Annotated in this window: 21 protein-coding genes, 2 pseudogenes and 1 riboswitch; of the genes and pseudogenes, 13 read left to right on the forward strand and 10 right to left on the reverse strand. The window is 72.2% G+C overall.

Annotated elements, in window-relative coordinates:
- Positions 1-16: 16 nt before the first annotated feature.
- The 4 genes from ABD419_RS20495 (at position 17) to ABD419_RS20510 (ending at position 5,426) form a co-directional block, all read left to right on the forward strand.
- Positions 17-217: a hypothetical protein gene (locus tag ABD419_RS20495; RefSeq protein WP_344490411.1), complete on the forward strand. Its 201-nt coding sequence runs from the start codon at positions 17-19 to the stop codon at positions 215-217.
- 516 nt (positions 218-733) lie between these two features.
- Positions 734-3,022, forward strand: coding sequence for an AAA family ATPase (locus tag ABD419_RS20500; protein WP_344490414.1), 2,289 nt, complete (start codon positions 734-736; stop codon positions 3,020-3,022).
- Between the two features lie 349 nt (positions 3,023-3,371).
- Complete coding sequence (locus ABD419_RS20505; RefSeq protein ID WP_344490417.1) at positions 3,372-4,313, forward strand: NAD-dependent epimerase/dehydratase family protein; 942 nt, start codon at positions 3,372-3,374, stop codon at positions 4,311-4,313.
- A gap of 102 nt (positions 4,314-4,415) precedes the next feature.
- Positions 4,416-5,426, forward strand: a complete 1,011-nt coding sequence (locus ABD419_RS20510) for a glycosyltransferase (RefSeq protein WP_344490420.1) — start codon at positions 4,416-4,418, stop codon at positions 5,424-5,426.
- A gap of 39 nt (positions 5,427-5,465) precedes the next feature.
- On the opposite strand, the gene ABD419_RS20515 is transcribed toward ABD419_RS20510, so the two are convergent.
- From ABD419_RS20515 to ABD419_RS20545, 7 genes are all read right to left on the reverse strand, one after another.
- Positions 5,466-6,491, reverse strand: coding sequence for a GNAT family N-acetyltransferase (locus ABD419_RS20515; protein WP_344490422.1), 1,026 nt, complete (start codon positions 6,489-6,491; stop codon positions 5,466-5,468).
- 378 nt (positions 6,492-6,869) lie between these two features.
- Positions 6,870-8,132: a threonine synthase gene (gene thrC / locus ABD419_RS20520; RefSeq protein ID WP_344490425.1), complete on the reverse strand. Its 1,263-nt coding sequence runs from the start codon at positions 8,130-8,132 to the stop codon at positions 6,870-6,872.
- A gap of 14 nt (positions 8,133-8,146) precedes the next feature.
- Positions 8,147-8,264, reverse strand: a riboswitch (SAM riboswitch).
- Between the two features lie 163 nt (positions 8,265-8,427).
- Complete coding sequence (folP, locus tag ABD419_RS20525) at positions 8,428-9,225, reverse strand: dihydropteroate synthase (RefSeq protein ID WP_344490506.1); 798 nt, start codon at positions 9,223-9,225, stop codon at positions 8,428-8,430.
- Between the two features lie 92 nt (positions 9,226-9,317).
- A complete protein-coding gene (locus ABD419_RS20530; RefSeq protein WP_344490428.1) occupies positions 9,318-10,397 on the reverse strand; it encodes a hypothetical protein in 1,080 nt (359 codons plus the stop codon).
- A gap of 7 nt (positions 10,398-10,404) precedes the next feature.
- Positions 10,405-11,310, reverse strand: a complete 906-nt coding sequence (locus ABD419_RS20535) for an HAD family hydrolase (RefSeq protein WP_344490431.1) — start codon at positions 11,308-11,310, stop codon at positions 10,405-10,407.
- Positions 11,311-11,544: 234 nt separating this feature from the next.
- Entirely contained in the window at positions 11,545-12,699 is a 1,155-nt protein-coding gene (locus tag ABD419_RS20540) for a DUF5667 domain-containing protein (RefSeq protein ID WP_344490434.1), read from the reverse strand.
- 310 nt (positions 12,700-13,009) lie between these two features.
- Positions 13,010-13,798: an ECF subfamily RNA polymerase sigma factor, BldN family gene (locus ABD419_RS20545; RefSeq protein WP_344490437.1), complete on the reverse strand. Its 789-nt coding sequence runs from the start codon at positions 13,796-13,798 to the stop codon at positions 13,010-13,012.
- Between the two features lie 387 nt (positions 13,799-14,185).
- Here ABD419_RS20545 and ABD419_RS20550 point away from each other — a divergent pair.
- The 6 genes and pseudogenes from ABD419_RS20550 to hemB all read left to right on the forward strand — a co-directional run.
- Positions 14,186-14,413, forward strand: a pseudogene (locus tag ABD419_RS20550) (glutaredoxin family protein); the annotation flags it as partial.
- 316 nt (positions 14,414-14,729) lie between these two features.
- A complete protein-coding gene (locus tag ABD419_RS20555) occupies positions 14,730-15,446 on the forward strand; it encodes a redox-sensing transcriptional repressor Rex (protein WP_344490440.1) in 717 nt (238 codons plus the stop codon).
- A gap of 1 nt (position 15,447) precedes the next feature.
- Positions 15,448-16,671 (forward strand): annotated as a pseudogene (locus ABD419_RS20560) (glutamyl-tRNA reductase); the annotation flags it as partial.
- Between the two features lie 253 nt (positions 16,672-16,924).
- Positions 16,925-17,806: a hydroxymethylbilane synthase gene (gene hemC, locus ABD419_RS20565; protein ID WP_425556144.1), complete on the forward strand. Its 882-nt coding sequence runs from the start codon at positions 16,925-16,927 to the stop codon at positions 17,804-17,806.
- Between the two features lie 33 nt (positions 17,807-17,839).
- A complete protein-coding gene (locus ABD419_RS20570) occupies positions 17,840-19,420 on the forward strand; it encodes a bifunctional uroporphyrinogen-III C-methyltransferase/uroporphyrinogen-III synthase (protein WP_344490446.1) in 1,581 nt (526 codons plus the stop codon).
- A 31-nt stretch (positions 19,421-19,451) separates the two neighbouring features.
- Positions 19,452-20,438 (forward strand): porphobilinogen synthase, encoded by a 987-nt coding sequence (hemB, locus tag ABD419_RS20575; protein WP_344490449.1) that lies wholly within the window; start codon positions 19,452-19,454, stop codon positions 20,436-20,438.
- On the opposite strand, the gene ABD419_RS20580 is transcribed toward hemB, so the two are convergent.
- The 3 genes from ABD419_RS20580 to ABD419_RS20590 form a co-directional block, all read right to left on the reverse strand.
- Positions 20,435-20,830: a type II toxin-antitoxin system VapC family toxin gene (locus ABD419_RS20580; RefSeq protein ID WP_344490451.1), complete on the reverse strand. Its 396-nt coding sequence runs from the start codon at positions 20,828-20,830 to the stop codon at positions 20,435-20,437. The genes hemB and ABD419_RS20580 overlap by 4 nt on opposite strands.
- Entirely contained in the window at positions 20,827-21,063 is a 237-nt protein-coding gene (locus ABD419_RS20585) for a FitA-like ribbon-helix-helix domain-containing protein (RefSeq protein ID WP_344490454.1), read from the reverse strand. The genes ABD419_RS20580 and ABD419_RS20585 overlap by 4 nt, the downstream gene beginning before the upstream one ends.
- 63 nt (positions 21,064-21,126) lie before the next feature.
- Positions 21,127-22,170: a UDP-N-acetylmuramate dehydrogenase gene (locus ABD419_RS20590; protein ID WP_344490456.1), complete on the reverse strand. Its 1,044-nt coding sequence runs from the start codon at positions 22,168-22,170 to the stop codon at positions 21,127-21,129.
- A 47-nt stretch (positions 22,171-22,217) separates the two neighbouring features.
- Between ABD419_RS20590 and ABD419_RS20595 the strand changes: the two genes are divergently transcribed.
- From ABD419_RS20595 to amrS, 3 genes are all read left to right on the forward strand, one after another.
- Positions 22,218-22,964, forward strand: coding sequence for a hypothetical protein (locus tag ABD419_RS20595; RefSeq protein WP_344490460.1), 747 nt, complete (start codon positions 22,218-22,220; stop codon positions 22,962-22,964).
- Between the two features lie 216 nt (positions 22,965-23,180).
- Complete coding sequence (locus ABD419_RS20600) at positions 23,181-24,275, forward strand: ABC transporter ATP-binding protein (RefSeq protein WP_344490463.1); 1,095 nt, start codon at positions 23,181-23,183, stop codon at positions 24,273-24,275.
- 120 nt (positions 24,276-24,395) lie between these two features.
- Complete coding sequence (gene amrS, locus ABD419_RS20605; protein WP_344490465.1) at positions 24,396-25,499, forward strand: AmmeMemoRadiSam system radical SAM enzyme; 1,104 nt, start codon at positions 24,396-24,398, stop codon at positions 25,497-25,499.
- The last annotated feature ends 41 nt before the right edge of the window (positions 25,500-25,540 follow it).

The raw sequence follows: 25,540 nt of genomic DNA on the forward strand, positions 1-25,540 counted from the left end.
CGCGTACTGTTGCCCCATGACTTGGACCTGGAAGCTCGAAGACGCCGACGGCAACACCCTCGACACCCCCGACAGCGACCTGGGCAGCCAGGGCGACGCCGAGTCGTGGCTGGGCGAACGCTGGCGCGAGTTCGCCGACCAGGGCGCCACCACCGCGGTCCTCCACGAAGACGGCAAGACCGTCTACCGCATGGACCTCACCCCCGCGGAGGAGTAGACCGGCGCAAGGCGGGGCCGCCGGGGCGGCCGCGGATCGCGGTCGATCCCGACCCTGGAACGCCCGACGCCGAACGCGCCATCCGGAAGCGGCCAGCCGCACCGCGGCGGCGACGACCAGGGCGCCACCACCGCGATCCTCCAAGAGGACGGCAAGGACTTCTACCGCATGCCCCCCACCCCGCGGAGGAGTAGACCGGCGCAAGGTGGGGCCGCCGGAGTCGGCCGTGGACCGCGGGTCGATCCCGACCCTGGAACGCCCGCCGCCGAATGCGCTGTCCGGAAGCGGCCCGCCGCACCGCGGCGGCGACCCCCGAGCGCGCCGGACCCGTGCCACTGCACGCGGCGACCTCCGAGCACGCCGCCCCGACCCGGACCGCCGAGCCACGGCGGCCCCTCCTGTCGCACCCCGCGGGCACACTCGAAGCCGGGGGTGGCCGCGGACGGACACCCCCGACCTCGTGATCCGCACGGCGAGCCTCGCCGACCGCCGCCCACCCGTAATAGGCTGGGCCGCGTGACCGACACAGGCACCCTCACACTCACCGCCACCCGCGCCCGCGCCGCACTCGACGCGCGCCGCGGCATCGTCCGCCTCCACCCCGAGGCCCTCACCGCCCTGGGCCTGCGCCCCGGCGACCCGGTCGGGCTCACGGGACGGCGCACGACCGCCGCGATCGCCCTCGAAGCCGACCGGTACGCGTCCCGCCGCGCCCTCTACGCCGACGACCTCACCCTCGGCAACATCGGCGCCCGCGACGGCGACCCCGTGCGCCTCGCCCCGGTCGCACTGGCCGCCGCAGACCGGGTGGTCCTGTCGGGCCCGGCCACCGCCGTCGCCGTGGTCGACCCCGACACGCTGCGGCTCGCACTCCTTTCCAAGGTCGTGTGCGAGGGCGACGACGTCTCCCTGCTGCCGATCGAGCTCGGCTCGGCGCGCGACGCCGTCACGGCCACCCGCCGGACCCTGAACAACACGCTCGGCATGGGCTGGACCACCATGGTGCTCAACGTGGTCGAGTCGAGCCCCGCCCAGGGCGCGATGATCACCGCCGACACCCGCGTCGAGTGGGAGCACGAGGTCCGCGCCGTCGACCTCCCCGCCGACCTGCCGCTGCCCGCCGGGCGCACCCCCGGCGCCCGCATGCCCGCCTCCTACGGCGGCGCCGCCAGCGCCGCCCGGCCGCGCGCCGAGGCCCGCACCCCGATCGCGGGCTCCCGTGCGCCCGAAGCGGTCCCGGGCGTCGCGACGATCCCCTACGACGAGCTCGCCGGCGCGAAGATCCCCGCCGAGGAGCTCCGCGAACTCCTCGACCTCGGCTTCAACCACCGCGAGGTCCTCAAGGTCGTCGGCACCGACATGGCCCTCGGCGTGCTCGTCTCGGGCCCGTCGGGCGCGGGGAAGGCCACGATCGTCCGCTCGGTCGCCGAGGAGGTCGGGGCGCGCGTCAGCGAGGTCTCCGGCTCCGACCTCGCCGCCCTGGAGGCCAACGCCGCCGCCGACCGGCTCCGCTCGGCCGTGGCCGCGCTGACCGCCCCCGGCGTGCTCCTGGTCCGCGGGGTCGAGCACCTGGCCCCGGCGGACCGCCGGACCCCGCTGGGCACCATGTTCTCCCGCCTCGTCGAGGAGGTCCTGGCCGAGCCCGGCGAGCACGCGGTCGTGTGCACGACCGCGCGCGTCGAGGACGTCGACGCGGGGCTCCGCTCGCGCCTGGAGCACGAGGTCGTCGTCCCGATGCCAGACGCCGAGTCCCGCCGCGACCTGCTCGTCTACTTCACCCGCGCGATGCGGGTGGCCGAGGACGTGAAGCTGGAGTCGGTGGCGCACCGCGCCCCCGGCTACGTCGCCTCCGACCTGGCCGTCATGGTCCGCGAGGCCGGGGTGCGGGCCGCGCTGCGCGCCAAGGAGGGCGGGGCCACGGCGCTCCAGGGGACCGACTTCGACGGCGCCCTGGAGTCGGTGCGGCCCACCAGCCTCGCCGGGGACTCGGTCGAGCTCGGCGGGCTCACACTCGCCGACGTCGGCGGCATGGAGGACCTCAAGCAGACCCTCACCGAGACCGTGCTCTGGCCGCTCACCTACCCCGACGCGTTCACCCGCCTGGGCATCGAGGCCCCGCGGGGCATCCTCCTCTATGGACCTCCCGGATGCGGGAAGACCTACATCGTCCGCGCGGTCGCGGGGGAGGGCCACGCGAACGTCCTGAGCGTCAAGGGCTCCGAGCTGATGAACAAGTGGGTCGGCGAGTCCGAGAAGAACGTGCGCGAGCTGTTCCGCCGCGCCCGCCAGGCCAGCCCGACCCTGATGTTCTTCGACGAGCTCGACGCCCTGGCCCCCGTGCGCGGGGCCGGCACCGACGGCGGTACCGCCGACCGCGTGGTCGCCGCCCTGCTCACCGAACTCGACGGGGCCGAGGCCCTGCGCGACGTCGTGGTCGTGGGGGCCACCAACCGGCCCGACATGATCGACCCGGCGCTGCTGCGCCCGGGCCGCCTGGAGCGCCTCGTCTACGTGCCGCCGCCGGACGCCCACGGCCGGGCCGACATCCTGCGCGCCAACGCGAAGAACGTGCCCTTCGCCGAGGACGTCGACCTCGCGGCGGTCGCCGACGAGCTGTGGCTGTACTCGGCCGCCGACTGCGCCGCGCTGGTGCGGGAGGCCGCGCTGACGGCCATGCGCGAGTCGCTCGACGCGAGCATCGTGACCGCCGCCCACGTCGAGCAGGCGATGGAGCGAGTCCGCCCGAGCCTGGACCCCGAGCAGCTCGAGTACCTGGAGAACTACGCGAACAACCGCGAGGGCTGACGCTCGGTCGACGGTGGTGTTGCGGGCGGCCGGCCTGGTCTGGGCCGGCCGCCCGCGTGCTCCGCGCGGAGCGGGTGCTTTCGGCGGGGACCCGAGCGCGGGTGGCTTCCCGCGCTCGGGTCTCGGTATGGCGACGTTCGCGANCCGAAGTGTCGAATGCGAAGAAGCTACTTGTGGATAACTTTTGACGGGTTGTGGATAACTCGGCGTTGCGGGTGGTGGCGACAGAGTTCGGTCTGGTGCTCAAAAAAGAGAGCAGTGCTCTTGTATTCCTGACCGGAGTGTGCGATCGTTGTTCTCGACAGAGAGCGGTGCTCTCGAAATGAACGCACTGAGAGAAGGACACCCCATGACCGACCACGTCATCCTCGGCAAAGGCCAGATCGGCTCCACCGTCGCCTCCCTCCTCGCCGAGCGCGGCGAGCGCGTGCGGGTCCTCAGCCGCTCCGGCGGGCCCAGCCTCCCCGGCATCGAGCACGTCAAGGTCGACGCCCGCGACGCCGCCGCGCTCACCGCCGCCAGCGCGGGCGCCGACGTCATCTACAACTGCGCCAACCCCGCCGGCTACCACCAGTGGGCCGACGAGTGGCCGCCCATGTTCGCCGCGATCCTCGCCGCCGCCAAGGCCCACGGCGCGGGCCTGGTCAACACCGGCAACCTCTACGTCTACGGCCCCGTCACCGAACCCATGACCGAGCGCACCGCCCTCGCCTCCCCCGGACACAAGGGACGGATCCGCATCGAGATGTGGCACCAGGCCATGGACCTCCACCGCAGCGGCGACCTCCGCTTCACCGAGGCCCGCGGCTCCGACTACTTCGGCCCCGGCGCCCTCGCCGACGCCATGCTCGGCGAGCGCGTGGTCCGCCCCGTCGTCGAGGGCAGGCGCGGCGTCACCGTCCTCGGCGACCCCGACGCGCCCCACTCCCTCACCTACATCCCCGACGTCGCCCGCGCCCTCATCCGCCTCGGCGGCGACGACCGCGCGTGGGGCCGCCCCTGGCACGTGCCCACCGCGCCCGCGGCCACCCAGCGCGAGTTCGTCCAGGCCCTCGCCCGCATCGCCGGCCGCGGCCCCGTGCGCGTCTCGCGGATGCCCTGGTGGTTCCTCATCCACGTCGTCGGCCAGTTCGCGCCCGCGATGAAGGGCATGGCCGAGACCCGCCACCAGTGGGACGGGCCCTACGTCATGGAGTCCGCCGACTTCACGGACACCTTCGGCGACAAGGCCACCGACACCGAGACCGCGCTCGCCGAGACGCTCGAGTGGTGGCGCGCCCGCCTCGCGTGAAGCCGGGAGTTGGCGGACCGTTCACCCCGGGGCAAGCAACCGTCCACATGCGCGGAGCGTGCTCCCATCAGAGCCACGCCCGAGCCCACAGGAAGCGAGCCCATGCGCCCGAACCCTCTCGCCGCCCTGCGCCGCCGCCTGCGCGACGCCGCCCCCCGGTCCACCGAGTTCCTGCACGTCATCGCCACCCGCCACGGGATCGGCGTGTTCGACGAGCAGTGGTTCGCCTACCGCCAGCTCATGATGGAGCACCTGACCGTCGCCTCGCTCGACGCCCAGGAGGACCGCGACTTCGTGTGGGTGGTCGCGGTCGACCGGGACATGCCCGGGCAGGCGCGCAAGCGCCTCGACGCCCTCGCCGCGGACCGCCCGTACCTGCGGATCGCCGAGACCGAGCTCAAGCGCGACTTCGTGCCCGACCTCGCCGCCTGGACCCGCGACGAGGCCAAGGCCCGCAGGAAGCCCTGGGTCCTGACCACCCGCCTCGACGACGACGACGCGATCCACCGCAGCCTGGTCGGCCGCCTCCACGAGGAGGCCGCGGCCTACCTCGCCGGGGGCAACCGGGCCCCGGCGATCCTCTCGCCGGTGCTGGGCTGCAACTGGGTCCCCGCGAAGGGCGCCGGGCACCGCGCCTACCACCACAGCCCCTCGATCGGGCTCAGCCTGCTGGAGCGCGCCGACGACCCCGGCACGGTCTACCGCAACAACCACCGCACCCTCGCGCAGGTCCTCGCGCCCTGGAACTACAACGTGCGCCACCTCGACGGCGAGACCCCGTGGTGGCTCTACGCCCACACCGGTCTGTCCCACATGCAGAGCGAGGGCAGCGACCGCATGGACAAGGTCACCGGGCACCGCCGCGCCTTCAAGCTCGACGCGGCGAGGCTGGCCCCGTTCGGCATCACCGCCGACGGCGCCAGGATCATCCGCGAGACCCCCGAGCCCGAGGTGTCCGAGAGCCTCTTCGAGCTGAACCGGCGCGGCCTCGACCTGGAGGACGAGATCCACGGCCTCCGCGAGGCCGCCCGCGGCGGGGACGGCGCCGCCGCCGCGCGCATCGCCGAGCTGCACGCCGAGCGCCGCCGCATCCACGAGCGGCTCGTCCGCTAGGCGGGCCGCTCCCGGCGGCGCCGTCCCCGGCCGTCGCGCCTAGCTCAGCTTCTTCTGGAACACCGTCTCGTGCCCCGCGAGCCGGTACCCGACCGACTCGTTGATCGCGATCATCTGCGTGTTCGACTCCGCGTTCCCGGTCCACACGTACCGCATCCACGGGCGCATCGACGCGAGCCGCCGCTGGTTGGCGATCTTGAGGACCGTGCCGAGGCGGTGCCCGCGGAAGCGCGGGTCGACGATCGTGTTGCCCTGCAGGCAGTGCCGCTCGTCGCCGGACTGGACCTGGATCTCGGTGAACCCGGCGACGTCGCCGCTCTCCTGGTGCACGGCGACGGTCTGGATGTTGAGCTGGCCGCGCTGCGTGCGCTGGCGCTCCCAGTCGCGCACGGTGTCGGCGGTGATCCGGGCCTCCTGGAGGTCCCAGTCGCCCAGCGGCATGTCGGTGTACATGCGGGCGTGCAGGTACGCCATGCCGTCGATGAGGTCCTCGGGCGGCACGCCGTGGAAGGCGACGAGCCGGAACCCGGAGGCGTGCCGCTCGGCCTCGTCGCGGAGCGCGTCCAGGGCCTCGTCGTCGACGGCGGCGAGCTCGCACACGCGCACGGCGGCCTCCAGGGACCGCTGGTACCCGTTGTCGACGAGGAACGGCCCGCCGTCGCCGCGGACGTCGGGGGAGTCCTCGTGCGGGACGGCGAGCCAGGTCGAGACGGTGGTGCGCCCGTCCTCGGCGGCGCGCTCCTCGGCGTGGCGCAGCAGGGCCGAGCCGATGCCGCGGCGGCGCGAGCCGGGCGCGACGCCGGCCTCGAAGTTCGCGAGGTGCGAGTTGTCGCGGTCGGACAGGTGGAGGTTCAGGTAGCCGAGGACCTCGCCGTCGCAGACGGCGGCCCACTTCTCGCGGCGGTTGTCGGGGTCGTGGACGACCAGTCCGGCGAGGGCGCCGAAGGGGGTCCAGGGCCGCAGGCCCGGGAAGTCGTGCGCGTGCACCGCTTCCTGTGCGGCGAGCCAGGACTGGACGAGCGGACCGTCGGAGGGGTCGACCCGGACGATGTCGAAATGCGTCATGGCCCGAGCCTGTCAGAGGGCGCGGGGCCGGGCAAGTGGATAGCGTTCGGGACGCCGGGAAGGTTTGGGGGAGCGGGGTTCCGGCAATTCACAGAACAGGGGCAGCGTGGTCGGGAGACCGCAGTTCCTGACACCGGCTGGCGCTGCTCGACACGTTCTAGCCCCAGGACTCGCAGTCAACCGGGTGAGTGGCGACAGGACATCTGCGGCCTCCCGCACCAAGAATTCTTGCTCATTCAGTGAATACGGTCAAGACCCGAAGTTCTCTTCTTTTTGTCGGGTACCCGACACTCCACTTCACATCGGTCACTGAGAGTGATAATTTCGGGAGTTCGGAAAGCGCTTGACCAGCAACGGCTCCCGAACTCCCGACTCTACTCAGGACTGCAGGAAACCGGCTTCTTTCGCCGCTTTCAGCGACGGCTTCACCGTATGCGTCGGCCCCACCAGGGACGACACGGCGTCGAGCGTCTTCAGGCCCTCGCCGGTGTTGTAGATGACGGTCTCCGCCTCCGGGTCGAGCTGCCCCGACTCCAAGAGCTTACGGAGCGTAGCGACCACGACGCCGCCGGCCGTCTCGGCGAACACGCCCGTGGTCGCGGCGAGAAGCTTCACGCCGTCCCGGATCTCGTCGTCGGAGACCTTCGCCATCCCGCCGCCCGTCGAACGGCACGCCTCGATCGCGTACGGGCCCGCCGCCGGGTCGCCGATGTTCAGGCTCTTCGCGATCCCGGTGGGCTTCACCGGGGTGATCACGTCGGTCCCCGCGTCGAACGCGTCGGCGATCGGGCTGCACCCGGCCGACTGCGCGCCGAAGACCCGGACCTTGCCCGGCTCGGTCAGGCCGATCTCCGCGGCCTCCTCGAACGCCTTGTGGATCTTGGTGAGCAGCTCGCCCGAGGCCATCGGGACCACGACCTGCTCCGGCAGCCGCCAGCCCAGCTGCTCCGCCACCTCGTACCCGAGGGTCTTCGACCCCTCCGCGTAGTACGGGCGGATGTTCACGTTGACGAACGCGGTCTTCTCGAAGTCGTCGGTCTCCGTCAGCTCCGAGCACAGCCGGTTCACGTCGTCGTACGAGCCCTCCACCGCGACCAGCGTGCCGCCGTAGATCGCCGACTGCACGACCTTCCCCGGCTCCAGGTCGGAGGGGATGAACACGATCGACGGGACCCCCGCCCGGGCGGCGTGCGCCGCGACCGAGTTCGCCAGGTTCCCGGTGGACGCGCACGCGAACCGCTCGAACCCCAGCTTGACCGCCGCCGACACCGCGGTCGACACGACCCGGTCCTTGAACGAGTGGGTCGGGTTCGCGCTGTCGTCCTTGACCCACAGCTTGCGCATCCCCAGCGCCTTCGCCAGGTGCACGGCGTCGATGAGCGGGGTCAGGCCCGGGTTCAGGCTGACCCGGTCCTCGGGGTGGACGCCGACCGGCAGCAGCGGCGCGTAGCGCCAGATGTTCTGCGGCCCGGCCTCGATCTGCTCCCGCGTCACCTTCGCCAGCTCGTCGAGGTCGTAGTCGACCTCCAGCGGCCCGAAGCACTGCCAACAGGCGTGCTGGGCGACCAGGTCGTAGGTGGCGTTGCAGTTGCGGCAGACCAGACCCTTGGCGGGGCTGTCGGCGAAGAGAGCATTGGACATGCGAGAAGGCTCCTCCCTCATCTTTCCCGCTCGTGGCGGGCCGGATTTGGCACCTGCCGCGACGCCGTGACGGCGTGTCGGTGGTTGCCGCAGCTTCGCAGGGCCGGACCCCTCAGCTGCTCTGGATGAAGTACGAGCCGAATGGTACGGGCGTACCGCCCGTATCGGCAACCGCAGTTCCAACTTCCGAGACGGCGCCGCACTCCCGCCGCCCCGCGCGGAACGGTGCGAAACCGCAGGTCCAGGCCGAATCCCGGACGTCTGGAAAACCGGTCCCTGTCGCCGATCCGTCAGCTCACCGCGCGCCGGCGGTCGCCTCCCACACCGCGCGCGCGTCGGCGGTCCCGGCGACGTCGTGCACCCGCACGCCCCACGCCCCCGCCGCGAACGCCAGCACCGACGTCGCCAGCGTCGCCGCCTCCCGCTGCCCCACCGGGCGCGGCTTCCCGCTCTCGTCGCCCAGCAGCCGCCCCAGATACGACTTCCGCGACGACCCGAACAGCACCGGGTACCCCAGCGCCACGAACTCGTCCAGGTGCGCCGACAGCCGCCAGTTGTGCTCCGCGGACTTCGCGAACCCCAGACCCGGGTCCAGGATCAGCTTCTCGCGGTCCACGCCGCTGTCCAGCGCCGCCTCGACCCGGTCCTCCAGCTCGGCCTTCACGTCGGCCACCACGTTCTCGTACGCCGCCAGCCGCTGCATGTCCGAGGAGTGCCCGCGCCAGTGCATGAGCACCCACCGCACGCCCGTGTCGGCCACGACCCGCGCCATGTCCGGGTCCGCGAGGCCGCCCGAGACGTCGTTGACGACGCTCGCGCCCGCCCCGATCGCCGCCGCCGCCACCGCGGCCCGCGTCGTGTCGATCGAGACCGCAAGGCCCCGTTCGACGAGCGCCGCCACCACGTCCACCACCCGGGACGTCTCGGTCGCCGCGTCCACCCGCTCGGCCCCCGGCCGCGTCGACTCGCCGCCGACGTCGATCAGGTCCGCGCCCTCGGCGCCCATCTGCTCGCCGTGCGCGACCGCGTCGCCGAAGTCCAGGTAGCGTCCGCCGTCGGAGAACGAGTCGGGGGTGATGTTCAGGACCCCCATGATCTGCGGGCGGGCCGGACCGGCCTCCGGGGCGCTGTGCGGTGTGGTCACGGCATCGACGTTACCCGCGCCCGGCGCGCGAACGCTTCGCATTACGCCAGGTCCGTGAGGTCGAGCACGTGCCACACAAGCAGTTCGGCCGTCCCCGTGGACCACCACAGCCGCCGCGCGTCGGCGCCCGTCCGCCCCGCACTGGACGCGACCAGGTACGCCTCGCCCGCTTGCAGGTCGAACAGCGTCACCTCGGTCGAGTCCCCCGCGGACGTACCGCGTTCGGCCAGCGGCTCGAACCGGTCGACCAGTCCCACATCGGGGGACACCGCGGACGCGAACCCCTCCGCGACCGTCACCCGACCGGTCCCGTCTGGACGGACGAGGTCCACTCGCGCGCCGTCCTCGGCGTTCACGATCAGCCGGCACCACGTCGCCGAGCACAGCGTCAGCTCCTCCGAACCGGAGAAGACCTTCACGCCCGCACCGGTGTCGGTGCGCACCAGCTGCGCCCCGCCCAGCGAGTCCGAGCCCGCGCTCGCCAGCCACGGCCACGCCGCCGCCTGCCACGCGCCCAGGTGCCCGGTCACCGCGACCTCGCCGCCTGCGACCGGCACCGAGCGGTGCTCGGTCACCATCGCCTCGCCGCGCGCCGTCGACAGCCAGTGCAGGCCCTCGGCCGCGAACTGGAGGTCGTACGCCGAGCCGGACGCGATCACGTCGCCGGTGTCGGCGGTCAGCAGCGACGCCTCCCCGGGCGCACCGTCGGCCCCGCGCGGCGCCGTCCACAACTCCGAGACGACCCGGCCGCGCTCATCGGGCACCGAGGAGAGCCACGCCAGGCGCTCGTCGGTCGCCGCGACCGCGACGACCCCCGGCACCCCGCCGGGCTCGGCCACCACCGACACCGCGGCGTCGCCGTCTTCGTCGAGGGACACGTACAGCAGCGAACCGGACTCGTCGGCGCCCAGCGCCTGGTCGTCGTCGAGGATCTTCAGCGGCGTCCACGCCCGGCCGTCGACGGTCCCGGGCCAGTCGACCGGCTCGGCGTCCCACGTCTCCCACACCGTCGGCGCCGCGACCGGCGCGACGGCCTCGGGGCGGTCGGGGGACGGCCACACGAGCCAGGCCACGGCGAGCACCGCCGTCCCGGCCAGGGTGAGGCGCTGCGCGGTGTCCAAAGGGCGGCTAGTCGCGCTCGCGCGACTTGTACAGGTAGAGCAGGCCCGCGCCCACGCCCGCGGCGGTCGCCGCGGGCAGCGCGAGCTTCGCGGCGCGGCGGCCGCGCCGGTAGTCCAGGACCGGCCAGCCGTGGTGGCGGGCCTGCCGCGCGAGGCGCGCGTCCGGGTTGACGGCGATCGCGCGGCCGACCTTGCGCAGCATCGGCAGGTCGTTCGCGGAGTCGGAGTAGGCGGTGCACTGCTCCAGGTCGAGGCCGCGCTCGGCCGCGAGCTGGGCGATGCCCTCGGCCTTCGCCGGGCCGTGCATGAGGTCGCCGACGAGCCGGCCGGTGTAGCAGCCGTTCTCGATCTCGGCGATCGTGCCGAGCGCGCCGGTCAGGCCCAGGCGCGTGGCGAGGACCCCGGCGAGCTCGACCGGGCTGGCGGTGACCAGCCAGACCTCCTGGCCGGTCTCGAGGTGCCGCTCGGCGAGCCGGCGCACCGGCGCGAGGATGCGCGGGGAGATGTCGCGGTCGACGACCTCCTCGCACAGGGACCGCATGTCGTCCACCGGGTACCCGGCGACGAGCTCGAGGGCCGACGACTTGATCTCCGAGATGTGCCCGTGGTGCTCGACGCCCTGGAACTTGAAGCGGGCCTGCTTCCAGGCGAAGCCGAGGATGTCGCGCCCGGACAGGACGCCGTGGCGGGCCAGCGCGCGCGCCAGGTAGTACGTGGACGCGCCGTGCATGAGGGTGTTGTCGACGTCGAAGAACGCCGCGGACGGGATGTGGGCGAGCTCGTCCTCGCCGGGGGCCGCGGGCTCCACGACGACGGAGTGCGCGTTCGACTGCGTGCGGGCGGCGCCGCCTCCCCGAACGGCTGTCGGACGGGGTGTGGCGGAGGCGCTGGAGGAAGCCTCGATGTCTGACACCCTAAAAGCCTACAAGCCCAAGGCAGACGCCCTGTAACGCGAGGACGCGAGCCCGGTGAATTTCCAGTGTGGCCTTGTTCATGTATCGTCCCCGCCGCTCCCGCACGCCGCTCCTGGACGGAATTGCCCCGTTCGCTCCGACCTGCGACGCGAGAGGACCGGGACGCCCTGAGGCGTCCCGGTCCCGCTCCGCACCTTGCCGTACGTTCGCGCCGCCGCCACCGCGGCGGGTGATCAATTGAACAGGTCCGAGATGATCCCGGTCAGTTCGCCGAGGACGTCGTCCTCCGCTTCGGGCGTGGTCTCGCCGTCGGGGGCGGGGCTGCTGGCGCCGCCGCTCGTCGGGTCGGACTGCGGGGTGGCCTCGTCGCCGGCGGTGTCGGCGCCGGACGTGGCGTCCGCGTCGGTCCCCTCGGCCGTCTGCTCCCCGCTCCCGGGTTCGGCGCCGGTCTCCTCGCCGGTGCCGCTCCCGGTGGTCGGGTCGGACGGCACGGTGGCGTCGACGGCGTTCTGCGCGCACGAGCCCGGGATCGGGCCGAGCTCGTCGGCCTCGCCGCCGGCCTCGGTGCAGTCGAGGGCGCCGCGCAGCTCCACGGAGCGCACCGCCGCCGCCTCGAGGACGGACGCGAGCTCCTCGCCGGCGTCCTGCGCCTCGCCGTCGAGTCCGCTCACCAGGTCGTCGAGCACCCAGCGGTGCTCGTTGGCGAACAGGTCGAGGTAGTCGAGCGGGGCGGGGTCGTCGCTGACGACGGCCAGCTCGCCGAGGAGCGCGCTCGCGCTCTTCAGCTCCGAGGCCGCGTCCTCGAGCGCGTTCGCGGCCGCCTCGTCGTCGTCCGCGACGAGCGCCGCCTCCTGGATGCGGGTCCGCGCGAACTCCAGGTACAGCTGCGCGCGGCCGAGGTCGTTGCCCGCGAGGGCGAGCTGCGCGCGCTCGGTGGACCGCTTGACGTTGTAGAGCGTCTCGCCGGGGAGCGCGTCGCCGGAGGCCGCGGAGACCCCGGAGATGGCGACGGTCCCGGTGAGCAGCGCGGCGACGATCGCGATGCGCCGGCCGCCGCGGGGGCGGCGCGGGAACATCTCGTCGAGGACGGGCGCCCGCCTGGTCTCGGGGACGGCGGCGCTGGCGCGGTGCCTGGCCGTGACGCCGATGCCCTCCTCGGTGGCGACCGCCATGAGGCGCCTGCGGGTGGCGTCCTGCCAGTCCCGCGAGGGCCTGCTCGCGTTGATGAGCTGGTCGCCCAGCCCGCCGAGCCGCTCGGTGACGCCGACGAGTTCGGCGAACGCTTCTGCCGACGCGCCCGATGCGTCCGCGCTGCGGCGCGAGTGAGGGAGGGTGGGACCGTCGGAGTCAAGCAGCCGCGCGAATTCCTCCGCGCGACGGCGCTCCATAGGGTTCAATGTCACCGGGCACACCCCCTCTCACTGCATGGATCCTGCTCCTGTACTGAGAACAACGCACGAGTAGCCCCTGAGGTTACGGTTCGCCGCGAACCTTGCGTTTCGGACCACATCGTCCTCGTCGCAGTCGGGTAACGCGGCGGTATCGGGCCGGTAAAGCGCCCTGACCTGGCAGTTCCAGTCCGCCGTGAGGAGGCGGACCGTCGATTTCGGGATAGCGGGCCGAAGCCCTGGGGAACGGGTTCTGTCGGGTTCCCGACGCACGCGGCCGGGACGGGTTCTGCGGGGATCGGACGGCCTCTCAGCCTCGGAAGCCGTCGGGCAGCAGCCGGGCGAGCGTGCGCACGGCCCGGTACTGGAGCGCCTTGACCGCGCCCTCGTTCTTGCCCATCGTGCGGGCCGTCTCCGCGACCGTGAAGCCCTGGAGGAACCGCAGCACGATGCACTCCTGCTGGTCAGGGTTCAGCTTCTTGACCGCCGTCAGGAGCGTCGCGTTCGTCAGCTTCTCCAGCGCGGCGGTCTCGGGGGACGTGCTCGGGTCGTGGTCCTTCTCGTCGGCGCCGAGCACGTCGGGCTTGACGATCTCCAGCCGGTACCGGCCGGACTTGAAGTGGTCGACCACGAGGTTCCGCGCGATGGTCACCAGCCACGCGCCGAACGCCCTGCCCTGCCAGCTGAAGCTGGAGATCCGCCGCAGCGCGCGCAGGAACGTCTCGGACGCGAGGTCCTCGGCGAGCTGGGCGTTGTTCACGCGGAAGTAGATGTACCGGTAGACCGTGTCGCTGTACCGGTCGTAGATCTCCCCGAAGGCGCTCGGGTCGCCGTCCTGGGCGCGCGCGACGAGGTCGGCGACCTCGTCGCCGTCGACCTGGTCCTCGTTGTCGGTGCCGCGCGGTTCGGCGGCGCCGCCGGCGCCCGGGCCGGTGCCGCGTCCGGGCCGCACCTGGTGCTGCTCGGCAGTGCCGGTGTCCAGGCTCAGGACCGTCCACACGGCCTGCTTGAGGCGCTCGAAGGTCGGGCCGGGGAGCCCTGTCAGGGCGTCCGCGATCGATCCGGAGCGGAAGATGGGGGCTATGTCTGCTGTGAGCACTGCCGAGTCATGGCTGATGACAGCCAGGGTCGGTGCAATACCGGGCACTAGTGGCCTCCTCGTGTGAGGGGTCGTCGGGCCGAGTCGAGCGAACGGATCCCGCAGGGACTGACCCGCCTGAGTCTAGAAATCCGCGGGGTCGGCGACGCGTATTTGCGATCGGCGTGTCGCGCTCGGTGACGGGTGTGCGGGGGTTGATGTCGGCGCGCGCCCGGTGCGCCGGCGTACCCTTCGTTGCGGGGGCGGAATCCCACCATTACCTCCCCAAACGTTCGGTGGTCCGCGGCCGCGGACCGGTTGTGCCTCAATAGTGAGCGAGGAATGACGGAGGGTGTCGCACAAGCTGTGCGATCCCGTCCGCCTTTTCATTTCGACGGAGGGAGCAGGGTGAACAGGCTGACGCTGCTGACTACAAGGGATTGCCACCTGTGCGGGGCGGCCCGCGCCGCGCTCGACCGGGTGGCGGCCGAGACCGGCGAGCCGTGGGCCGAGGTCGACGTCGCCGAGGACGCCGCGCTGGCCCGCGAGTACGGCGACCGCCTCCCGGTCCTCCTCCTCGACGGGCGCGAGCACGGCTACTGGGACGTCGACGTCCCGCGCCTGCTCAGGGACCTGCGCCGCGACGCGCCGCCGACGACACACCGGGAATTATCTGAAATACCGGGTGTCAATGGACTTTTAGGGCAGAATTCTGGCGGACGGCGGCTCGCCGGGACGTTCGCAATTTCGGTACAGCCGGGCTCGGCCCGGTGTTACGGGGGTGTACCGCGCGGCGCCCGCGAGCCGCCGAGTCCCGTTCACCCCTCCGCGGCCTCCCGGCGGCCCGGGGCGCGCGACGTTAGCGCCGCCTGTGCGGCCCCCCGCCCCGGACGAGTCCTAAGCTGAGTGGCGCGCCGGTGAACGGCGCGGGATCGGACCTGGAGCTCCAGCATTGACGACCACCGGTGAAGGCACTGACCAGCGGGCCGCTCCGCCTGCCACGGCCGCCGACCTCCCGGCGGCGACGGTCCGGCGCCTGCCCGAGTACCTCCGCGCCCTCGGCGCCCTCTCCGAGTCCGGCGTCGACACCGTCTCCTCCGAGATCCTCGCCGGCGCCACCGGCGTCAACTCGGCGATGCTCCGCAAGGACCTCTCCCAGCTCGGCGCCTCCGGGATGCGCGGCGTCGGCTACAGCGTCGCCGCCCTCGCGACCCACATCGCCGGTGTGCTCGGACTCACGAAGGACTCCCGCGTCGCCATCATCGGCCTCGGCCACCTGGGGCAGGCCCTGGCCAGGTACCCCGGGTTCTCCGAACGGGGGTTCGACATCGTTGGCCTCTTCGACGCCGACCCGGGCATCATAGGGAGGGATCTCGACGGCCTCCCGGTGCGCGACGTGGCGCTCCTCGGCCGGGCCGTCCGTGACGAAGGCATCAACATAGGGGTCATCGCCACACCCGGCGCGGCCGCCCAACACGTGGCCGACCTCCTCGTAGATGCTGGTGTCACAAGCATTCTCAACTTCGCGCCGTGCGTGCTCGCCGTTCCGCAAGGAGTGGCGGTCCGCAAGGTGGACCTCGCCGTCGAGCTGCAGATCCTCTCGTTCCACGAGCACCACAAGACCCTCGGCAGGTCAGAGGCCCAGATCAACAAGAGACGGGAACGGTGAAGTGAACCTCCTGGTTGTCGGCATCTCGCACCGCAGCGCGGCGGTCGAGACCCTGGAACGGCTCGCGGTCGGCCCCGAGGCCGCCGCCGACCTCGCGCGCGCGCTCCTGCGCGGCGGCGAGATCCGCGAGACCGTCGTCCTCTCCACCTGCAACCGGGTCGAGGTCTACGCCGTCGCGAGCAGCTTCCACGGCGGGCTCGCCGCCGTCGTCGACGAGCTCCACCGCATCTGGGGCCTCACCGAGATCCAGGCCGACCTCGACTTCGCGTCCTGCGGGTACGTGCGCCACGGCGCCGACGCCGTCGCCCACGCCTTCCGCGTCGCCGCCGGCCTCGACTCGATGGTCGCCGGCGAGCCGCAGATCCTCGGGCAGCTGCGCGACGCCTACGACACCGCGCGCGAGGCCGACCAGGTCGGCCGCCACCTCCACGAGCTGTTCCAGCAGGCCCTGCGCGTCGGGAAGCGGATCCACGCCGAGACCGACGTCGACGCCGCCGCGCCCTCCATCGTCACCGCCGCCCTCGACCTCGCCGAGCGCGCCCTCGCCGGGCACGGCTTCCAGAACGGGCTCACCGAGGCCCGCGCCGCCGTCGTGGGCGCCGGCTCCATGGGCTCGCTCGCCACCGCGACCCTCGCGCGCTCCGGCGTCGCGTCCCTGGCCGTCGCGAACCGCGACCGCGCCAAGGCCGAGCGCCTCGCCTCGGTGTGGGACGCCCGCGCCGCCGACTACGACGACCTCGCCTCCCTCGCCGCGGGCGTCGACCTCCTCGTCTGCGCCACCGCCTCGCCCGAGCCGGTGCTGCGCGCCGCCCACCTCGCCGGCCGCGACCGCCCGCTCGTGGTGTGCGACCTGGCCCTCCCCAAGGACGTCGCCGAGGAGGTCGCCCTGCTCCCGGGCGTCACCGTCGTCGACATCGCCGAGATCCAGCGGGCCGACGCCGCGGGCGCCGCCGCCGACACCCTCGCCGAGGTCGAGCGCCTCCTCGCCGAGGAGATCGAGGCCTACAACGAGAGCCTCCGCGCCGACGCCGTCACCCCCACCGTCGCCGCCCTCCGGTCGGCCGCCGCCGACATCGTCGACGCCGAGCTGTCCCGGGTCGCCCGCCGCGGCGACTTCACCGACGACCAGCGCGCCGAGGTCGCCCGCACCGTGCACCGGGTCGTGCAGCGGCTCCTCCACGAGCCCACGGTCCGCGTCCGCGAGCTCGCCGGCCAGCCCGGCGCCCCCGACTACGCGCGCGCCCTGCGCGACCTCTTCGCCCTCGACGCCGCGGTCCTCACCGCGGCCGAGGGCGGCCACCTCGCCGAGGCCCTGAAGATCAGTCCCGCGACGGCCCCCGTGGCCGAGGTCGTCGGGACGATCCCCTCCGCCCCGTCCGAGTTACCAGCGACTGCGCGACAGCAGTCTCGAGAAGGGAACGAAGCCCGTGATCCGAGTCGGGACCAGGGGATCGAAGCTCGCCCTCGCGCAGAGCGGCATGATCGCGGACGCGATCGCACGCCTGACGGGGGAGCACGTCGAACTCGTGGAGATCAAGACCACAGGGGACGGGACGACCGTCCCGGTGGCGGAGCTCGGGGTCGGCGTCTTCGTCAACCAGCTCCGCGAAGCCCTCGACCGCGAGGAGATCGACATCGCGGTCCACTCGTACAAGGACCTGCCGACGGCGCAGCCCGAGCACCTCGTGATCGGCGTCCCGCCGCGCGAGGACCCGCGCGACGTCCTGGTCGCCGCGGGCGGCCGCACCCTCGCCGACCTGGGGCCGGGCGCCCGCATCGGCACCGGGTCGCCCCGGCGCATCGCCCAGCTGAACGCCCTCGGGCGCGGCTTCGAGTGCGTGCCGATCCGCGGCAACGTCGACACCCGCATCGCCCGGGTCGGCGCCGACCTCGACGGGGTGATCCTCGCGGCGGCCGGCCTCAAGCGGGTCGGCCGGGAGGCCGAGGTGACGGAGTACCTGGACCCTTTGGTGATGCTTCCCGCTCCGGCACAAGGGGCATTGGCGGTCGAATGCCGCAAAGCCGACATGACATCTGCGCTGATCTCAAGTAAGCTCAACGACCGGTACTCGCAGGCCGCCGTCGCCGCCGAACGCGCACTTCTGCAACGACTCGAAGCCGGGTGCAGCGCTCCCGTCGCCGCACTCGCCGACATCGCGGAAGGCGCCGACCCCGGGGAAGTCGACCTGTATCTGCGCGGAGCCGTCGGCTCCGTCGACGGTTCCGTCACCGAACGGCTCTCGACCACCGCCACGCTCTCCGATGCGGGCGGCGACGAGCTGGCCGAGCAGGCCGCGGCCGCGGGGAGGTCGCTCGCCGAGGCGCTGCTCGACGCGGGTGCCGAGCAACTGTTGAAGTAGACGCCAACTCAGACGATTGTTGATGGAGAGAACATGACCAGTGCCCGTAAGCCCGTGGGCCGCGTGCGTTTCGTCGGGACCGGCCCAGGCGACCCGGGACTGCTGACCAAGCGCGCCCTCGACGCGATCCGCGAGGCCGACCGGGTCTACTACGACCGGTCGCTCCCGCAGTCGCTCATCGAGGCCGCGAAGGAGATCAACGGCGACGACACGAAGCTCAAGCTCATCGAGTCGTCCCCGAGCGACCAGGGCAAGCTCATGGCCGCCGCCGCGCGCGAGGGCGAGAACCTGGTCCGCCTCATCGTCGGCGACGCCTACCCGAACCGCCTCGCCAGGGCCGAGATCCGGGCCGCCTCCGCCGAGCAGGCCCGCTTCGAGGTCATCCCCGGCATGAGCCACGCGCAGGCCGTCGCGGTTTACGCCGGCATGCCCCCCGGGGAGATCCGCACGGTCATCGAGATCGACGACATCGCCTCGGTCGAGCCGCTGGTCATCGCCGACGCGATCAAGCGCGGCTCCCTGACCGTCACCGCCGACGTGTCCGACCTCTCGAGCCTGCGCGACATCCTCCTCTCGGGCGGCGTCTCCGGCGAGACCGCCGTCGCCGTCACCGGCGACGCCACCGGCGAGACCGAGTACACGACGACCTCCTCGGTCGACACGTTCGTGGAGGCCGCGCTCGGCTACGCCGGGCAGGTCGTCCTCACGATCGGCCCCGGCGTCGACGACCGCCACGAGCTCGCCTGGTGGGAGGGGCGCCCGCTGTACGGCTGGAAGGTCCTCATCCCGCGCACCAAGGAGCAGGCCGGCATCATGTCCGAGCGCCTGCGCGCCTACGGCGCCATCCCGTGCGAGGTCCCGACCATCGCCGTCGAGCCGCCCCGCACGCCCGCCCAGATGGAGCGGGCCATCAAGGGCCTCGTCGACGGCCGCTACGCCTGGATCGTCTTCACCAGCCAGAACTCCGTGAAGGCCATCTGGGAGAAGTTCAAGGAGCACGGCCTCGACGCCCGCGCCTTCGGCGGCCTGCGCATCGCCTGCATCGGCGAGGCCACCGCGAACGCGGTGCGCGAGTTCGGCATCGAGCCCGAGCTCCTCCCCACCGGGCAGCAGTCCTCGGAGGGCCTCCTGGAGGTCTTCCCGCCGCACGACCCGATCCTCGACATGGTCGGCCGCGTGCTCCTGCCCCGCGCCGACATCGCCACCGAGACCCTGGTCCAGGGCCTCTCCGAGCGCGGCTGGGAGGTCGACGACGTCACCGCCTACCGCACCGTGCGCGCCTCGCCGCCCGCCGCGGACATCCGCGACGCCATCAAGTCCGGCGGCTTCGACGCGGTCCTGTTCACCTCCTCCTCCACCGTGCGCAACCTCGTCGGCATCGCCGGCAAGCCGCACCAGCGCACCGTCGTCGCGTGCATCGGCCCGGCGACCTCGGACACCGCGACCGAGTTCGGCCTCCGCGTGGACGCCAAGCCCGAGAACGCCTCGGTGCCCGACCTCATCGAAGCGCTCGCCGAGTACGCCACGGAGCTGAAGCAGCGCCTGGCCGAGGGTCCGATCAAGACCCGCCGCGGACAGAAGGTCCAGGGCCCGACCGCGCTCCGGTTCCGCTAGAAAGCAGTAAGCCCGAAGGGAAGTGGCCGCAGTGCCGAGCAGCTCCGAATACCCCGTCATCCGCCCCCGGAGGCTGCGCCGCACTGCGGCCCTTCGCCGCCTGGTCGCCGAGACCCGCGTGCACCCCAGCGACCTCGTGCTCCCGTTCTTCGTCAAGGAGGACCTGCACGAGCCCGTCGAGATCGCCACCATGCCGGGCGTCTACCAGCACACCGTCGACTCCGCGCGCAAGCTCGCCGTCGAGGCCGCCCGCGCCGGGCTCGGCGGGCTCATGCCCTTCGCCGTCCCCGCCGTGCGCGACGCCGTCGGCTCCGCCGCCACCGACCCCGACGGCATCCTCAACCGCACCACCCGCGCGATCCGCGAGGAGATCGGCGACGACCTCGTGGTCATCCCCGACCTGTGCCTCGACGAGTTCACCGACCACGGCCACTGCGGCGTCCTGCGCCCCGACGGCACCGTCGACAACGACGCCACCCTCGACCGCTACGCCGAGATGGGCCTCGCCCTCGCCGAATCGGGCGCCGACCTCCTCGGCGCCTCCGGGATGATGGACGGCCAGATCGGCTTCGTCCGCGCCGCCCTCGACCGCGCCGGCCGCACCGACACCGGCCTGCTCGCCTACGCCGCCAAGTACGCCAGCGCCTTCTACGGGCCCTTCCGCGACGCCGTCGAGTCCCAGCTCCAGGGCGACCGCCGCACCTACCAGCAGGACACCGCGAACGCCACCGAGGCGCTCCTGGAGATCGACCTCGACATCGAGCAGGGCGCCGACATCGTCATGGTCAAACCCGCGCTCCCGTACCTCGACGTGGTCCGCGCCGCCGCCGAGCGCTCGCCCGTACCCGTCGCGGCCTACCACATCTCGGGGGAGTACGCGCAGCTCATGGCCGCCGCCGAACGCGGCTGGATCGACAAGGACGCCGCCGTCCTGGAGTCCCTGACGAGCATCAAGCGCGCCGGAGCCGGGATCATCGCGACGTACACGGCCCTGGAGGCGGCGGCGCTGCTTCGCTAGTCCCGGAGGTTGCGGACCTCGCATCGGATACCGGGGGTCCCGGCGAACTTCTTGTCGGTGGTGACCAGTGGTGCGTCGAGGATCTCGGCCATGGCGACGAATATCGCGTCATAGGGCCACATGTTGTCTCTGAGCTCCCACACGCGGGGCATGAACAGCGAGTGGTCCATGCGGCGAAGGTCCATCTGGCCCAGCGTCTCCAGTGATTCCTCCGCGTCGACTACGGTGACCTTGCGGCCCAGGACCAGCCCGCGGAGCACTGCGACGCATTCCAGGTCGATGGCCATGGGGACGGCCACAGTCTTGCCGCCAAGCACATTGCGAGCGCGGAAGCCAAGCTCATCTCGCGCCAGGAGGAACTCGACGACGGCCGAGGTGTCGGCGACGATCACTGGCGGGCCTGCCGGGCCGCTTCGATCGCTTCGAGGATGTCATCGGTGGTGACGTTGTTTCGCATCGCGACTCGCTCGGCCTTGAGTGCGGCCTCTTCGATGGTGAGCGTGTACGCGTCTCGCTCGATCAGGTCGCGAACATAAGCCTGAAGCGACTGCCGCTTCGCGGCAGCGCGGACCCGGAGCCGAGCGAGCGCATCTTCGGAGACATTGCGAACACTGAGATCGGTCATGAGTGCATTGTAACAAGACTGAATGCGAAATGCGTTCAGCTTGTGTAAGGTGCTCATGATCTGTCAGGTCGCGGTGTTGACCGTGACCGGTTCGGGGTGGAGGCGGATGCCGAAGTCCGCCTCGACCTTGTCGGCGACCTCGGCCGCGAGGGAGAGGAGTTCGGCGGTCGTGGCGCCGCCACGGTTGGTCAGGGCCAGGGTGTGCTTGGTCGAGAGGCCGACACCGCCCTTGCGGTAGCCCTTCTCGAAGCCCGCGGCGCCGATGAGCCAGGCCGCGGAGACCTTCACGCCCCCGTCGGTCTCCCAGTGCGGCGGCTCGCCGCCCGCGCGCTCGGCCACCTCGTGAAAGACCGCCCGATCGACGACCGGGTTGGTGAAGAACGAGCCCGCGCTCCACGTGTCGTGGTCGCCCTCGTCCAAGACCATGCCCTTCCCGCGGCGCAGCCCGATCACCGCCTCGCGCACCTCGGCGAGCGGCGCGCGGCCGCCCACGTCGACCCCCAGGCGCTTCGCCAGCTCCGCGTACGCGACCGGCCGCGACAGCCCCGACGCCTCCAGCGCGAAGTCCACGCTCATCACCAGGTACCGGTCCGAATGCTTGAACACGCTGTGGCGGTAAGCGAACCCGCACTCGGCCGGAGTCCAGTCGCGGATCTCGTCCCGCTCGCGGTCCCAGACCCGCACCGCCGCGATCGTCTGCGCGACCTCCTGGCCGTACGCCCCCACGTTCTGGATCGGGGTCGCCCCCGCCGAACCCGGGATGCCGCTGAGGCACTCCACCCCGGAGCGCCCGTTCGCCACGGTCCACGCCGCGAACTCGTCCCACACGTGGCCGGCCTGCACCCGCACGACCCCCGCGCCGAGATCCTCCACGCCGCCGCCGCGCAGCACCACGACCGTCCCGTCGAAGCCCGCGTCGCCGACCACCACGTTCGAGCCGCCCGCGAGCACCAGCGTCGGGCCCTCCGCCGCGCGCAGCACCGCGACCGCCTCCTCCGAGGAGGCCGCCTCCACGAGCTCCCGGGCGGGCCCGCCCAGGCGCAGCGTCGTGTACGCGCTGAGGAGATTCCGATCGGTCCCGCTGGCCGTTGGACTGGCGTCTGTCACGCCCGAAAGCCTAGACTTTTCGGAGGCATCGAGGAACGGCGGTCACCATGGCTAAGCTGCGCATCACCGACTACCTCACCGAACTGAAGACGGAGGCCGCGGGCCTGCGCTCGGTCTGCGAGCCCGAGGCGCTCGACCGCGTGGCCCCGTCGCGCCCGGACACCACCGTCGCCGGGATCCTCCTCGAACTCGCCCGCCTGTACCGATGGGCCGTCGACGCCCTGTTCACCCCGCCCTCGGAGGACCGCGACGTCCCCGAGCCCCCGCCCGTCGCCGCCACCGGCCGGGCCGTCCTCGACGTCTACGACCAGACGCTCGCCGCCATCCTCGACGCCGTCGAGGCCCGCGGGCCCGAATCGCCCGCGTGGACGTGGGCGCCCGTGGAGTGGCGCGCCGAGTTCTGGCACCGCCGGGTCGCGGTCGCCACCGGGCTCGCCCGCTGGGACCTCCAGATGGCCGTCGGCGCCACCGCGCCCGTCCCGGTCGCGCTGGCCGCCGAGGCGGTGACGGAGGCGTTCGAGGCGTTCATCCCGGTCGGGGCCCGCCGCGGCGCCCACCCGGACGCCAACGGGCTCGTGCAGCTGTTCGCACAGGACGCGGACTCGACCTGGTTCGTGCGCCTGCGCGACGGCCGGGTCGCGCTCCTGGACCAGCCCGACTCGCGCACCGAGCTCCAGGCCCGCGCGGCCGGCTCGGCCTCGGACATCGCGCTGGCGCTGTGGGGGCGGCTGCCGTTCGGGATCTGCGACGTCGTGGGGGACGAGCGGCTGCTCCAGGCGCTGCGCGTCGAGTAACGGTTCGGTAAAGCCCCCGGTGAAAGCGGACAAACGTTCGGGGGCCACTTGGCAAAGGCTTCCCCGCGAGGCTAGGCTCACACTGCGCTCCGCGGTGCTCGCACCGCGCGGCGCACGTCCCGGCGCGGGGACCCCCATGGTGCTCCCGGGCCGCGACGGACAACCGCCTTTTACCACGGATCGTCTGGCACGTGCCTGCCAGTGAAAGGGAACATCATGGCCACAGTGACGTACGCGGGCGCCACCCGCATCTACCCGGGCACCGAGAAGCCCGCGGTGGACAAGCTGAACATCGAGATCCACGACGGCGAGTTCCTCGTCCTCGTCGGTCCCTCCGGTTGCGGGAAGTCCACCTCCCTCCGGATGCTCGCCGGCCTCGAAGAGGTCGACGAGGGCTCGATCTTCATCAACGACACCGACGTGTCGAACCTCCCCCCGAAGTCCCGCGACATCGCGATGGTCTTCCAGAACTACGCGCTCTACCCGCACATGTCCGTCTTCGACAACATGGCGTTCGCCCTCAAGCTGCGCCGCATGCCGAAGGCCGAGATCAAGCAGCGCGTGGAGGACGCCGCCAAGCTCCTCGACCTCCAGGACTACCTCGGCCGCAAGCCGAAGGCCCTCTCCGGCGGCCAGCGCCAGCGCGTCGCCATGGGCCGCGCGATCGTGCGCGAGCCCCAGGTGTTCCTCATGGACGAGCCGCTGTCGAACCTCGACGCCAAGCTCCGCGTCCAGACCCGTTCGCAGATCGCCTCGCTCCAGAAGCGCCTGGGCATCACGACGGTGTACGTCACCCACGACCAGGTCGAGGCGCTGACGATGGGCCACCGCATCGCGGTCATGAAGGACGGCCTGCTCCAGCAGTGCGACACCCCGCGCGAGCTCTACGAGCGCCCGAACAACACCTTCGTCGCGGGCTTCATCGGCTCCCCGTCGATGAACCTCAAGACCGTGTCCCTGACCGAGGCCGGCGGCCTGTTCGGCGACGTGACCCTCCCGCTCTCGCGCGAGATCCGCGACGCCGCCACCCAGCAGGGCGGCGACCAGCAGGTCACCATCGGCATCCGCCCCGAGCACTGCAAGCTCGGCACCGAGGGCTCCGGCGGCATCCCGATCGAGGTCGACCTCGTCGAGGAGCTGGGCTCGGAGGCCTACGTCTACGGCCACGCCGCGTACAACGGCTCCTCGGAGCGGTTCGTCGTGCGCACCGAGTCGGCGAACGTGCCGCGTCTGGCCGAGACCGTGTACGTGGTGCCCGAGCCGGGCCACGAGCACGTGTTCCACGCCGCGACCGGCGAGCGCCTGAACTAGTTCGGACGAACGGAGGGCCGCGCACTGGCTGCGCGGCCCTTTTCTCTGCCCGTAACACGAAGGCAACTCAGCGAGAGCTACGGTTGTCGTATGGCCGCCCTCACCCCCAGTAGGCCGCGCGTGGCAGGCGCCGACGAGTTCACCGTCGGCACCGAGTTCCACCGCGCCCTGGACGACGGGCGGATCGAGTGCACGGTCTGCCCGCGGGCCTGCCGCCTGCGCGACGGCCAGCGCGGGTTTTGCTTCGTGCGGGCCCGGCACGGCGACCAGGTCGTCCTCACCTCCTACGGCCGCTCCTCCGGGTTCTGCGTCGACCCGATCGAGAAGAAGCCGCTCAACCACTTCCTGCCGGGGACGCCGGTGCTGTCGTTCGGCACGGCCGGCTGCAACCTGGGGTGCCGGTTCTGCCAGAACTGGGACATCTCGACGTCGCGTGAGATCGACACCCTCGCTTCGCAAGCGGATGCCGTGACGCTCGCCGCCACCGCGAAGCGCCTGGGGTGCAACTCCATAGCGTTCACCTACAATGACCCGACGGTGTTCCTGGAGTACGCGGCCGACTGCGCCGACGCCGCCCGAGCGGCGGGGTTGAAGGCGGTCGCGGTGTCGGCCGGGTACATCACCGCCCCCGCCCGCCGGGAGCTGTACTCCCATATGGACGCCGCGAACATCGACCTGAAGGCGTTCACCGAGACGTTCTACGAGAAGACCGCGCTCGCTTCACTGAGGACGGTCCTCGACACACTCGAATACCTGGTGCACGGGACCGACGTGTGGACCGAGATCACGACGCTGCTGATCCCGGGCTGCAACGACTCGGACGCGGAGATCGCGGCCGAGTCGGCGTGGATCGCCGAGCACCTGGGTCCTGAAGTGCCCCTGCACTTCACGGCCTTCCACCCGGACTTCAAGATGCGGGACGTGCCGCCCACGCCCCCGTCAACCCTGCGGCGCGCGCGGCGGATCGCGCTCGACGCGGGACTGCGGTTCGTGTACACCGGGAACGTGCACGACCCCGAAGGCCAGACCACGACCTGCCAGGGCTGTGGCGAAGCCCTCATAGTGCGTGATTGGTACCGGATTGACCGGTATGCGGTGTCGGATAGCGGACAGTGCGTGCGTTGCGGTGCGCGCGTTCCCGGAGTTTTCGAGGGACCGGCGGGAGACTGGGGTCCCAGGCGGCAACCGATCCGCATCGCCGCACCGTCACACAGACAGCCCTGACCCACCACCACCGGCAGCCAGTTCAGCATCAGACCCACCAC

Source organism: Glycomyces endophyticus, assembly GCF_039531525.1.
Classification (GTDB): domain Bacteria; phylum Actinomycetota; class Actinomycetes; order Mycobacteriales; family Micromonosporaceae; genus Glycomyces; species Glycomyces endophyticus.

What these genes read in the sequence shown, in the direction of transcription:
- ABD419_RS20495 (WP_344490411.1), top strand. Translation starts at nt 17, where the DNA reads ATGACTTGGACCTGGAAGCTCGAAGACGCCGACGGCAACACCCTCGAC.
- ABD419_RS20505 (WP_344490417.1), top strand. Translation starts at nt 3,372, where the DNA reads ATGACCGACCACGTCATCCTCGGCAAAGGCCAGATCGGCTCCACCGTC.
- ABD419_RS20510 (WP_344490420.1), top strand. Translation starts at nt 4,416, where the DNA reads ATGCGCCCGAACCCTCTCGCCGCCCTGCGCCGCCGCCTGCGCGACGCC.
- ABD419_RS20515 (WP_344490422.1), bottom strand. Translation starts at nt 6,491, where the DNA reads ATGACGCATTTCGACATCGTCCGGGTCGACCCCTCCGACGGTCCGCTC.
- thrC (WP_344490425.1), bottom strand. Translation starts at nt 8,132, where the DNA reads ATGTCCAATGCTCTCTTCGCCGACAGCCCCGCCAAGGGTCTGGTCTGC.
- folP (WP_344490506.1), bottom strand. Translation starts at nt 9,225, where the DNA reads ATGGGGGTCCTGAACATCACCCCCGACTCGTTCTCCGACGGCGGACGC.
- ABD419_RS20540 (WP_344490434.1), bottom strand. Translation starts at nt 12,699, where the DNA reads ATGGAGCGCCGTCGCGCGGAGGAATTCGCGCGGCTGCTTGACTCCGAC.
- hemC (WP_425556144.1), top strand. Translation starts at nt 16,925, where the DNA reads ATGATCGCGGACGCGATCGCACGCCTGACGGGGGAGCACGTCGAACTC.
- ABD419_RS20570 (WP_344490446.1), top strand. Translation starts at nt 17,840, where the DNA reads ATGACCAGTGCCCGTAAGCCCGTGGGCCGCGTGCGTTTCGTCGGGACC.
- ABD419_RS20585 (WP_344490454.1), bottom strand. Translation starts at nt 21,063, where the DNA reads ATGACCGATCTCAGTGTTCGCAATGTCTCCGAAGATGCGCTCGCTCGG.
- ABD419_RS20595 (WP_344490460.1), top strand. Translation starts at nt 22,218, where the DNA reads ATGGCTAAGCTGCGCATCACCGACTACCTCACCGAACTGAAGACGGAG.
- ABD419_RS20600 (WP_344490463.1), top strand. Translation starts at nt 23,181, where the DNA reads ATGGCCACAGTGACGTACGCGGGCGCCACCCGCATCTACCCGGGCACC.